Genomic DNA, 12,188 nt, shown 5'->3' with positions numbered 1-12,188 from the left:
GCTTCGATTTTCTCTTGATTCATGAGTGCGTTGGCTAAAGGATTCACATTCCCCTGCAACAAGGAATCAATTAATTGACTATAAGTAACATGTCCAATAGATGCTAATTTTGCAGAAAATAGTTCAGAAAGTTGGCGTCGGTAACTTGCCTGTTTAGATTTTGACAGTTGTTCGGCAATTTCAGCGCGTTTGGGGTTAATAACCTCTCTTATGATGCGAAATGGTGAAATACCCGGATTTTGCCTGGATAGTTCATTGAGCCAATCTTTACAGGCTTCATTGACTTCAGTTGAATCGCTGCTAAACGTTAATGGACCGATTTCACTCATAATCCGGTTCAATTCATTACGCCATTTTTTCTGTAATACCGAGGTGGATAACTCTTTTCGCCATTTATCGAATGACTTCGTAATTTGCTTCTCTATGCTCTGTTGGATTTTATAATAGTGACGATAAGCGCTGGTATCAGGAACAGGGGATAATGAGCCATTTAGTAAAAAATCCAGGGCCTCGATAGACTCCTGATTGGATTGACGCATATTGTCCAAGACCCTGATTAGCGTAGCGATTTTACTCAGCTCTTTCAATCGCCCAAATTCAGGTAAATATTGCGCGAATTCATCGTAGTGGGTAGTAAATAGATGAGCAAAAATAAACTCGGAAGAATAGCGATCTGATAATCCGGTTTGGCGGGCCATTTCTCTGGTCACTCTATAAAGCAGGGGCCTGTTTTTAGTATTTTGGATAACTTTGCCCGTGGAGTCCCGAGGTTGTATATATAATCGTATCAATGTTTCACGATAATTTTCAGGACGATGCGCTTTGATAACCTCATTATTTTCCCAATAATACAACTCCGTTGCGGCATGAATAAAAATCATGGCGTGACCCGTAATAACCTGTTGCCCCGAATTTACCTGCTCGACTTGCTCTCGCGTTAAAACATAGATTGGCCAGCCTTCGTCTTCATCGCCCACATCCTGTAAATTTCCATAAATATCACGCTCCATTCGATGTTTTTTTACAACCATTTTTAAATTGCCCAGCGCAATTCTTGTTATATCCTGTTTTGTTATGTCTTCATCGGACAATGCTACATCAAGCTCTTCGGCTTCAATCCAGAATCGATGAAGTGCGCCAGTGTGTTGCGCCTTATGAAAATCATCAATAATTTTACGTAAATATGCGGGAAGATGTTGAATCATTGATGCTACAGATCTTTGATCAAAAGGATATTGGCCTTGAACTTCCTGATTGGTTGTTAAAAATTTCAAGATATAATCCGTTAACAACATTGTGTTTAATAATTCACTCTCGCACAATTGAGAAGGGGAAAATCGTAATGCATTAAAGGGATGATAGGGTCTGTCTGGATCGACCGGATCAAGACTAAAAATTGCTGAGGATAAATTTTTCTCCAGCATTTGTTGCAAATCAAACAAGGTAAATAGTTTTTCAGAAACAGGACGTTCTTTAGTCCATGGTGTCATAAAAAAATTAATTTCCCCTGTTTTCTGATTAACTTCTGCCCCATTGATTGTTCGATATTTAATAAATTCATCGTCGGCATAGGGTAGCGAGCGAGAGGACTTAATCCATCCGTCTTCATCCCGATCAATCATTATCCACGGTGAATTGATAAGTTGTTCAACGTCTAAAAATGTCCAGCTATTATCAAATAATAATTCGTCCATTAATTCCAGACGAAATTTTTTTTCTAATGCAGGATCATATTCTTTCTTGAACCAGTTGTTCACACAGGCTGCATAGATTTCATAAAAAATAGTAGCCGCGGAATGATCGATAGCAATCCCATCAGCGTGTGTTTTATTATATTCAAGCGTTGTAAGCATCGCGTTTAGCAAGTGACGCATCAAATGGAGCGTTTGATTTTCCTGCTTTAAAAAGGCAATCGTTGATTGTGGCTTTTCAAAAAAAGGAAAGACATCCGAAATAAATAAAGTCCGTTTTTTTAAAGCGGGTATGACTTCTGTAAGTGTTTCATCTTCAAATTTGAAGTCTGAAAGGTATTTTACTATGTGCGTATTTGCATAGATTTCTATGTCAGGTGTGGAATGATTAGCAATGCCTCCAGCTGTTAAATACATTTTCATTGCTAAACGTTCATCAGCCATTTTTAATGCTGGCTGAGATTCCAGCCTTGATGCATGTTGAAATCGAATCCCAATTTGTAAAAAAATATTAACCAGAACTTCTTTGCTGCTTTTATCCATAAAGACCGGGATCCAGTCTAAATAAAGAAAAGCGCCTTTTCTAAGTTCGCTTGCAGTTGACTTTGGTGTATTAAATTTTCCCACAGTTTCTTCAGCATTAAACAGTAATTTGACGTAACGAATAAGTTTTGACAATTGTTTATTGCCACTGTTATTTCCCAATTTTTCTTTTAACGTACTTAACAATTCTCTTGCGTCTTCATATCCGTTAAATTGTTTTAAATAATCCGCATCAAATAAATTTTCACTGGAGTGCCAATGGAGATGAAGCGCATAGGCATGTAAATTTCGAAAATATTTATTATAAAATAAAGGGGCAAGGGCAGGCATCAATTCTGTAGGTGCTTTTTTACTAAAATCAGTTATTTTTTTCAACGATGATAAAAGTGCGTGGCCCTGCACCTGTTCTTCATTAGTCATGAAAACCAACTCAGAAATTCCTTCAAATAGTAATACTTCAGAAGCTTGCTTATTAGCAGATTTGATAGTCTTTAGTTCGGTACGAAGGTACTGTTTTAGTGCACGCAGATTTGAGCCGTAATAATCACCCGCTAAAAAATTAATAAAGAGTTTAATCGCCAGGATCGGGGTTAGTTTGTCCTGAAATTTGAAAGTTCTTTCCACACTCTGATTGGCTTGAGCGCGTAAGAAACTAAAAATGTCATGGTAGGTCAAAGTGGATAAAATAAAATTGTTAACTTGATAAATACTGGATTCAAAATTGACAATAGTTTCTCGTAATCGCTTTTTAAGTGGTGCATTTTTATATTGTTGAACCAACGAATGGTGCTGCGCCCTGAAAGCTCGTGAATAAGGCGGTGTTGGTCCACGAAGAAGATAGCCGCCAATTTCTACAACCGCCATACGAGCGTCTGGATCAGCGTCCTGATAAGCCTGCCAGTCCAAATCATAATGGTGTTTTTTTTCGGTATCAGATAAGGTTTCATAGGCTTCATTGATTAATCTTATTTTTTCACCATCACCTCCTCGATCGGTGTGAAAGATCAAAGCCAATTTTCGGTAGGCATTTTTTATATCCCGTTCAGAAGCCTCTTTTGTTAGTCCTAGTGTTGCATAAAAATCTTTCATACTGCTAAACTCTCCATTTGTTTTATCATGTAGCGAATGTTGCTTGATATTTAAGCTTACTACCTGCAAAAACCACGTGCTCCGCTACATTTTAAGGGTGGGTTGCTCTATTTCTATTGCTTTGGTATGCCAATACAGGGCTTTTTCACGATTATGAAAAAAGGAGCCATACAATTGACTGAGTGCCCGTTGATTTTCTGCGCTTACTTCATCTCCCAATCGTTCTAAAGGAATTAATGCATCGTGATTTCCAAGCTTTGCGGCTTGTAAATAAGCATGAAAAGCAAGTGTCGCATTGGCTTGGATGTTTTCATGATCAATCTGGTAAAAATCACCCAAATTAAATGCGGCTATTGGATCGCCTCGATCACTTGCCTTCTGGTAAAAAAGGAGGGCACGGAGCGGATTTGGGGTTATTCTGTCGCAGCCCTGCCAATACATCAAAGCCATAGAGCGAAGCTCTTCCAGCGTGGTGACTGTCGAATTTAAGAGGTTATTTATTTGGTAGGTTGCTAAAAAAAAGTGTTTGTCTTCAGCCAGTTGAAAATAGCGCAAGGCTGTCACAAGATTTTTAGCTACGCCTTGCGCATGCTGAAACATTAAACCAAGCGTATAGGCCGCAGTTTCGCATCCTTTTTCACAGGCTTTATCAAAACATTGTTTTGCTTTTTGATAATCCGCGAGCAAACCGTCACTACCGTTGTAATACATCAAGCCAAGCGTTGTTAATTCGTCTCTGCTAATATTTTTGCCGTTAACAAGAGTATTCCATCGTTTATTTGCTGATTGTTTAAATGACGTATCATGACTCAACTGTATGCCAAGGGCATAATAAAAACCGGCTTTTTGTAGATGGTTTTCAGTATTAACGTCCTCTTCATACAACATGCCAATCAGATAGGCGTAGTTTGAATTACTTCTTGCAAGTTGTTCGATCCTGATCTTTGCTTCGGTCAGGTTTTTATCAGCTAATCGTTTAAGATGGGTAAAAGCAGGTAGTGGATTGGCGAAAACGTCAAGGTATATTTGACTTAAATCAAATTGAAATTGATCATCATCAACGTGTTCTGCAATTTCTACCATCGCTGCCAGAGCTGCTTTATCGTTTTGTTTTGCGGCAATTGAATAATAGTGGAATGCCTTGTAAGCTTCTTTCTGCACTTCATGGATCCCCCGTTCAAAATTTGGTTGATACAATTGGCCCAAGCGAAAGGCTGCTTCTCTGTTATTTAAAGCACATGCTTTGATGTAAAAGAACATTGCAGATTCAATATTTTTGGTTACCCCTTCGCCGCGATCATACTTTTTGGCAATCATTAAATAATGTTTAGCCTCAAATTGGGTATTAAACAGATAAGCAATGGCTTTTGGATAATGCTGCTCAGCAGCAGCTATACACCAGTTGATTGCCTCACTGAACTGTCCTTGGGCATGGTAAAATTCACATTCAAGGATAAATTGAGCATCGATATTGCCCGCGTTGGCTAATTTTTCCAAAACTATACGTGTGGCTCTATGGTCTGCTTTCATCGCAACTGAGTAATAGAAAAACGCCCTATCGAGATGATCGTTAATAGTACAATCCTCTTCATATAGTTTTCCTGTCAAATAGGCATAATCAGGGTTGCTTCTGATCAATTTGATTAATTCGGATCGTCCTTCGTTGTTATTCTTATCAGCTAGCTGTTTAAAACAGGTCAAAGCTGGCAATGGACTGGAACAATTATCAAGATACACTTGACCCAATACAAAGCGTAGCTTGTCATCATTGGTATCCTCAGTTATTTTTTCCATAGCCACTAAGGCTGCTTTGTCATTTTGTTGGGCTGCTATTAAATAGTAATTGAATGCCTTGTAAGCGTTTTTCTTTAGTTTCTTATTTTTATCTGAGTCACTTATTAAACTATTCCTTTCCAGGTTGGATTGGTATAATTGACCCAAACGAAAGGCCGCTTCGCTATTTTTTAAAGCATACGCTTTCTCATAAAAGAAAACAGCGGAGGATATGTTTTGCAAAACTTCATCCCCTTGATCATATTTTCTGGCCATCATTAAGTAATATTCCACAGGAAACTGTGTTTCATGCAAATAAGCAATGGCTTTTGAATGGTTTTGCTCAGCGGCCTTCATGCACCAGTCAATTGCTTCCTGGATTTGACCCCGACAGTCATGATATTGAATACCCAATAGATATTGAGCCTCACTAAACTCTGCTTGTGCATACTCTCTCAATGCTTCGTAGGCTGGCTCATAACCGGCTCGGATAGCTCCGGCGTAATAACTCACCGCTCTACTTAAATACGCTTTTTCGTCTGTGTCGGTATAGTCTGTTTCATATAGTTTAGCAACCCGAAATACAAACTCACCTTCTTGATAAATAGTTTGCTCCAGAATAAGTTGACGAAGGATGGCTCGTTCCTTGAGTGTATTCATCTTTCCAATTGATCCATCAGGGATTAGAAACAGGTTCCTGTTTTTTAAAATACTTTCAAGTAAGTAAGTGTCAAGCGAATGGTTGTTAACTCTTGAGTTCTTTTTAAAATGGTTTTGCAATATTACGATTGGGTCACTTGATAGACTGGTAGAAAGCATTTCTTTCAGGTGAGTAGCACGTGTTTCGCCAAAAAGGGTAAAATGTCGAAGCCAGGTCAATTTTCCATGAGGAAACCCTCTGTCATCGGGGGCGTTTTTATTTTTACGCCATTGAAGATAGGCGTTTATTGCTTCAAATAAAATTTCTCGTTGATGATTTCGAAGACTATCTTCATGATTTAGAGGTATAACTTTCCAGGTAGCAGCTTGCGTCATTTCATTCCAGTTTAACATCGTATTCCCGCCGGAGAAAAAAATATAAATATTAATGAATCGTTTTACGGCACAAATTACCGTTGAACTCCTATTTGGTGTGTTTAATTTATGATCATAAAGATGGCGTTTTGTACCAATTTAAGTAGAGATCACTCGATAATAGACGGGGGATAAGCTTCATTTCCGTGGCTTCCTTTTAATGTAATGAGACGATAATAGCCAATCACTTATAGATTACGCCTACAACCACAAAAAGTTCTCGTATGAAATTGGTTTAAACGTCATCTAATAAGGGCTAATTTGCGCGAATAATATCATATTGATTAGAATAAGATCAAACATAACCTTGATTGTTCTTTTCGATGTCCAAAAATATCTGTAATTAGTTGGTCGGACCGAACTCAATGCGGTAGGTTAAGACTAAATTGGATTTAAAATATTGTTAACTTACCATTATTGGGCCTGAGCTATCCGCTGGCAAGTTCTATCGCAAAGGCCAAAGCTAATTTGGTAAAATTAGTCATATGCTCTGTATTTAATAAATTGATTGTATCGGCTGAAGTATGAATGTAGGGGTTGTGCTCTGCAAAACTCGTTTCACAGGGAAAGGCGGCGGGGATGCCTTCTGCCATCCAGGAGGCGTGGTCACTGCAACCGTATCCACAACGAGAATAAGCCACGGGAACATGGATGTAGGTTTTTATAAGCTCCGCAGTGAAATCACTTAACAGAGCATCGGTGTAATCGCGGTAAACCCACATGGTTGCATCACTGTTATCACTACGAAAGCCTGTCATGTCAAACTGAATGACCGCTTTCACCGGGATTTTTTGATGCAAAAAATCCTGCACCACCTGTTGAGAACCCACTAACCCTCGTTCTTCTGCTGCATACCAGACAATATAGATTGGATGTTTAAAAGTGAATGGAGACTCCAAAAGCACTCGTGCCGTTTCCATGATGGTTGCCGAACCACTGGCATCATCACCTGCGCCGGGCATATAGCCATCCAGGGTATCCATGTGTGCACCTATAACAACCGCAGGCGTTTTAAGATCTTTGCCAATGACGGTGACCAGGGAAGGTTGTTGATAGTGTTTACCAGTTTTCACAAAATAAGTCGCTGTATCCTGGCGGCCGTAGACTTCAGCAAACGTAGTAAATCGGATTTTCAGCCATTCTGCCACATCAACTCCCGTTTGCCGGGTAGCTGAACGATTATAATAGCTAGTCAAATGGGCAACAGTGCGCATAATATTCTCAGCATTGATTCTAGCCATTGCTTCATTAACCATAGCGTGATGAATAACAGGGTAGCCATCCGTCTGCCTAGGAGTTGATTTTAATAACGGTTTTAATAAAAGCTTCGCTGCGTCTTGTTGTCTTGAATTTGATGCCGCAAAATAATGGCTTACGTTTATAAAACGGCCACAGTGTACTTCGTCGGCCAAATGAGCCAGGCTATTGATTTCTGTTGCAGGCAGGTCAATGATTTTAAACGCGCTGTTTTCCGCCAATACATTGTAGCGCACAGGTAATTTCGCCGCTAAACATTGAGGAACCTGTATTTGTTCCGTGGTCGTGATTGCCTTAGCGCATAACGAATTCAAGATCATCATAAAACCGGCTAATAAACCGATCTTCCATTGGTATAAACGCATATTGCCCTTATTCAAATAGTTAGATGCGCCTATTTAACCGTTCTTTTCTTCTACTTTCCAGTCGCCGATATAATTATTGATAATCATTTTCATTTGTTATAAAGTTACACTCTCTTTTATCTGCTGTTTTGGTGAACAATGAAAGTAAAAAAAGTTCCGTCTTATCTCCTCCAGATACTTCTTACCATAGGGGCCAGTTTAATTATTGGGTTTTTAAGTTTTAGTGGCATGTACATTCTATTGCCCTTGCTGCCTATCGCTTTGGGCGCGTTTGCCCTCTCTGTCGCTTATGAGGGAGAAATTTATTTACAAAATATTAAGGGAGCACTGAATAAATTATTCAAGCGCGACTATCTCAAGCGTTTTCTTGCTAATCAGTATTTGCTTGAGACACTTTCTGCCGATAATTCTCCTCTCGCCACAAAGGCTTGTCCCCAATTTTTTAAAGATTACGAAATACAACTTCAACTACTCGGTAAATTTGCCCACAAGCGTCTGAATAAGACAGATAAAGCCAGGAAAAAACAGATTGAAAAGGAATTAAAAACGATGGAGAAATGGTTTGCCTTGCAATTATTTTCTTCGTCTCAGGAGACATTACCTGATGATCTACGCCAATGGTTTCGAAACAATAAGCAGGATGAATGGCAAGCACTTCTTAAAAAGCGTCAAGTAATTTTTCATGGGGTCAAACTTTTTAGTGTGTTGGCGAGCGTTTTCATGGGCATGGGTACGACTTATTTACTCACAGAGGCGTTTGCGGTAATTCCATTTTTTGCCGCTATTTCTATGACACTCTTACCTCCACTTATTGCGCCAATGGCAATCATTGCAGGGGCTGCTTACGGTTTGCTCATCTACAATGCAATTACGGATATGATTAATAATGATACATTGCGTAACTGGTATACTAAAATTCGTAATGATCTAAAACAAGGATTTACTCTCCGTAACATTCTCATTGCCAGCTCCACGATTTTCTTATTTGCTCTAGCGGTGGCATTAACCTTTTGTACAGCAGGAACCTGGTGGACTATTGTTAAAAACAATCGTCCTATTTTTGCCTGGATGGGGAGACTGCCTGGTTTCATTATGAAAGTGGCGAGTCCATCAGTAAACGGGTTATCGCAATTTACTTTTATTTTGCAAAATACCATTGAATCTCTGGAGATGGTCTATAATGCGATTAAAAAAACAGGTAAGGCTATTGCTCACCAATTAACCACTAATGAAAACCTGCTTCAGCGAATAAATCCTGCTCGTTTGATATTAAAACTCACTCTTACTCCTCTTCGCCTGCTCTTTTTTCTTGGTCATTTGGTGAGCATCGGGGTGACTGCCGATAAAGTACCACGCATCCCGGCAATTCTCTCAGCCTTATTGGGTATTATCAGTGAAGGTTTTGAAGACATGCATTACTTCATCGATTTTCTTCATGAACACGAGCATGAACATGATCACGGCACGCAACAACTTTTACAAGAACGTTTTTCCTCAGGCCACGGTCACGATCACAACACCGATATTCCAACTCGCTTGCTCAGACTTATTTTCTTACCGGTTTTTCTTTTAGCCGCCGCTTGGGATACGTGGGCAAGTCAGATTAAAATAGAAAGGCTTGGCATACAGCCAATTAAACCATTAACTTTTAAAGCAGCCTGGAATAAAGTCTGGAGTAAAGAGAATGCCCCCCAAGAAATAGAAGCAGTAGAAATAGAAGAAAATGCTGATAAACCATCCAAAGATTGGGATATTCAATACGCAGTTTATTCCATTGAACACTACATTGAAAAGCATTTAAAAAATGCTGTATCAGCTCAAGCTAAAATTGCTGATTTAAACGATTTGAAAACGAGAATTCGCAAGCTATCAAATCCAGAGCAACAATTAACTGTGCAAGGACTTATTCAAGCGGAAATAAAAGATAAAAATAAATCTTACAATGTTCATCGCCTCTTTGGTACAGGCAATACCCGCACTCAAGATTTTCTTGAAACTTTAGGATCTCAAGTTGCTCCTGGTGCTTGATTCTTCCTTGAATCGTAGCAACTTTTATAAGAAGTTGCTACGCTATTGTCTGTAATTAACTCATGGTTTAAACTATTAAATGGGTTATTTTGTCGCGCTACTATGGACGAGCAGTATAAGGGATAAACCAATGACTCTTACATTCACGGAGGAAATGCAAGAATTTTTCTCTCTATTAAATAGTCCTCCTTTTTTAAAAGAACTTGATGACAATACGCTACAAACATTAAGAATAGTTAACAGGTATCTTTATTCTTTTTTCACAAATAGACTCTTCAATCTTCTTTCATTACCTCAACAAAAAAAAATTATTCAGAATGCGTTCACTTTCAATTGTTATCTGGACTATGCTTTAATTTCAACCTGGATTTATAAATCAAAATGTAACCTTATCGATAAAATGAAAGGTTTATATCTTATTGCTAAAAAAAATAAAATAATACTTCCCATACAGCAAGATACCATTGAAATGTTGGTGAGAGAACTTACGCATAATGGTTATGAAACAAGAAAAGAATCTCTGGATTTATTAATTAAATTATCTCCTTTTTTTACTCCAGAACAGATTAAGAAATTGATAGATGATGTATTGATTTTGGCAACTCAAAATTACTGGTATAACTGGCGTGTTGGCAAAATAGTACGTCCTCTTGTTCGTTGGATTGTTAATCGTGATGACTGGCATATAGAAGAAACTTCTTTTGATATTCTTAGCCAATTTTCTTCTTCACTTTCACAATCTGAAATCAACACGGGAATTATTCTGGCATTAAAGGAGTTAAATTATCCTTCCTCTCTATCTGTTCAAAACAGAGCGTTAAATTTGTTAACTCAAATTGCCCCTGATGGTGATTCAATACATAAAGATTATATTCTTGCTTCTTTGCTCTCGCTGTTAAACACATTGCCTCCCTGGATGCTTGATGAAGAACCGTGGTGGATATCGAGGTGGAAAACATTTACTTATTTTGAGTTTGAGCCTGGGGCGAAAAAATTCCTGGTATTAACATTAAACGCCTTACAGATAACTTATCTTGCGATCTTAATGCAGGTTAAGGTTTCCCATTTAATGGAAATCATGTTCAATACAATAACGTTAGCTTGCCATACATTCTTCTATTATATCGAATCTGCCATTAGAGACATTCTAAAAGCAATTATAGCCCAATTAACTCCTGCTGAAATTAGAGCGACACTCCACAATTTATATGCTACATTTCCTTTCCACCAGAATGTCTTGTATGGGCCTACAAATGCGAAGGAGGTGATCGGCAAGCTTTTTTATGATGTAGATTTTTCGCAAATAAAATTAGCTCCAATTAACAAGGTACCCGTTAATCAATTTAATACTTATTACAGGGATAGTCTCTTTGACTTTGTTAAATGGTTATATCCATCCCCGAGCAATCGAATTCAAAGTAGAAATTCTATTGAATATCAAGATCAGTCCAATACTAAATTCAATGACAAAGAAGCCAAAGACAGCCTGCGTGAGATTATTTTAACAATAAAGAATCCAGATGGAGGTTATTATCCCTCCCTATTTAAACGGATTGAAAAAATAGGACATCAAATTTCTCTTTCTCAAGAAAAATATACCATTTTAATGTCTTTTATAAAAAAAGAATTCTCCGGAGAGAAAAAACAAGTAAAAGCCGCAGTAGCTCTTCTTCGCTCCAACCCAGGACTGAATTCTTCTGATGACTTGAATTTTTTCTATAATTCAGCAATCGAACGGATTCCAGATTACAGTGGATTTGCTTGCCTGTCACTTCTTGTTAATCACCTCGCCCGAGAACAAATTAATGACGTTTTCGAACGAATGCTTCAGGAAGAGTTAAGTAATACACAACTCTTAAAGAGCCTTTTACCTAAACTTACTCCGGTTCAAATTGAACAAGCTATAATGCTGAGCTTTCAAAATTTACACGGTTCAAATAAGCATTCTCCTTATCCTTTTCTTGAAGCCCTGATTATTATGGCGCCTGAAATCACAGGCGATCAGGTTAACGAATATTTAGACAGAATTATTGATCTGTATATTCACAGAGAAAATGAGAAGGAGCTGGCAGAGAAACTTTTAATTAGTCTTATTCTTCTAAAAAAATGTACTTTTTCTCAGCTGAAAAAAACTGCTCTAAAAGACTTCATTCCGGGAACGTTCATCAGGCATTTAGCCCTATGGATTATGCTTGTTCAGGACTTTAAACATTATGCTGGAGAGCATTCGGCACAATATGCTCCTGTTATTCAACAAATTCAGTCTTCCCCTGTTCATTTAAGGCAATATAGTTTGTTCAATAATAAAAAACCAATCGAACAAACAAGTCATCCTGTATCGTTAAGAGGAGTTGAGCATTAAGGAAAG

Annotated in this window: 5 protein-coding genes; 2 read left to right on the top strand and 3 right to left on the bottom strand. The window is 38.2% G+C overall.

Going from position 1 to position 12,188, the window contains the following annotated elements:
* The 3 genes from T345_RS0109445 to lapA form a co-directional block, all read right to left on the bottom strand.
* Positions 1–3,323, bottom strand: a 3,323-nt coding sequence (locus T345_RS0109445) for a J domain-containing protein (RefSeq protein ID WP_028389138.1), incomplete at its 3' end; no start/stop codon positions are given.
* An 84-nt stretch (positions 3,324–3,407) separates the two neighbouring features.
* Positions 3,408–6,149: a tetratricopeptide repeat protein gene (locus tag T345_RS0109440; protein ID WP_028389137.1), complete on the bottom strand. Its 2,742-nt coding sequence runs from the start codon at positions 6,147–6,149 to the stop codon at positions 3,408–3,410.
* Between the two features lie 449 nt (positions 6,150–6,598).
* Positions 6,599–7,792 carry an aminopeptidase LapA gene (gene lapA, locus T345_RS0109435; RefSeq protein ID WP_028389136.1) on the bottom strand — a complete coding sequence of 398 codons (1,194 nt, stop codon included), beginning with the start codon at positions 7,790–7,792 and terminating at the stop codon, positions 6,599–6,601.
* Between the two features lie 138 nt (positions 7,793–7,930).
* Between lapA and T345_RS0109430 the strand changes: the two genes are divergently transcribed.
* Together T345_RS0109430 and T345_RS0109425 are read left to right on the top strand one after the other, a co-directional pair.
* Positions 7,931–9,820: a hypothetical protein gene (locus T345_RS0109430; protein WP_028389135.1), complete on the top strand. Its 1,890-nt coding sequence runs from the start codon at positions 7,931–7,933 to the stop codon at positions 9,818–9,820.
* A gap of 130 nt (positions 9,821–9,950) precedes the next feature.
* The gene (locus T345_RS0109425; RefSeq protein ID WP_028389134.1) at positions 9,951–12,182 is read left to right on the top strand and encodes a hypothetical protein; all 2,232 of its coding nucleotides are present in this window, start codon (positions 9,951–9,953) and stop codon (positions 12,180–12,182) included.
* Positions 12,183–12,188: the final 6 nt, after the last annotated feature.

Origin of the sequence: Legionella fairfieldensis ATCC 49588, from assembly GCF_000621525.1 — a bacterium.
Classification (GTDB): domain Bacteria; phylum Pseudomonadota; class Gammaproteobacteria; order Legionellales; family Legionellaceae; genus Tatlockia; species Tatlockia fairfieldensis.
This window is presented reverse-complemented; position numbering and strand designations above follow the sequence as displayed.

Coding starts and splice junctions, on each gene's coding strand:
- T345_RS0109430 (WP_028389135.1), top strand. CDS start 7,931: ATGAAAGTAAAAAAAGTTCCGTCTTATCTCCTCCAGATACTTCTTACC.
- lapA (WP_028389136.1), bottom strand. CDS start 7,792: ATGCGTTTATACCAATGGAAGATCGGTTTATTAGCCGGTTTTATGATG.
- T345_RS0109440 (WP_028389137.1), bottom strand. CDS start 6,149: ATGTTAAACTGGAATGAAATGACGCAAGCTGCTACCTGGAAAGTTATA.
- T345_RS0109425 (WP_028389134.1), top strand. CDS start 9,951: ATGACTCTTACATTCACGGAGGAAATGCAAGAATTTTTCTCTCTATTA.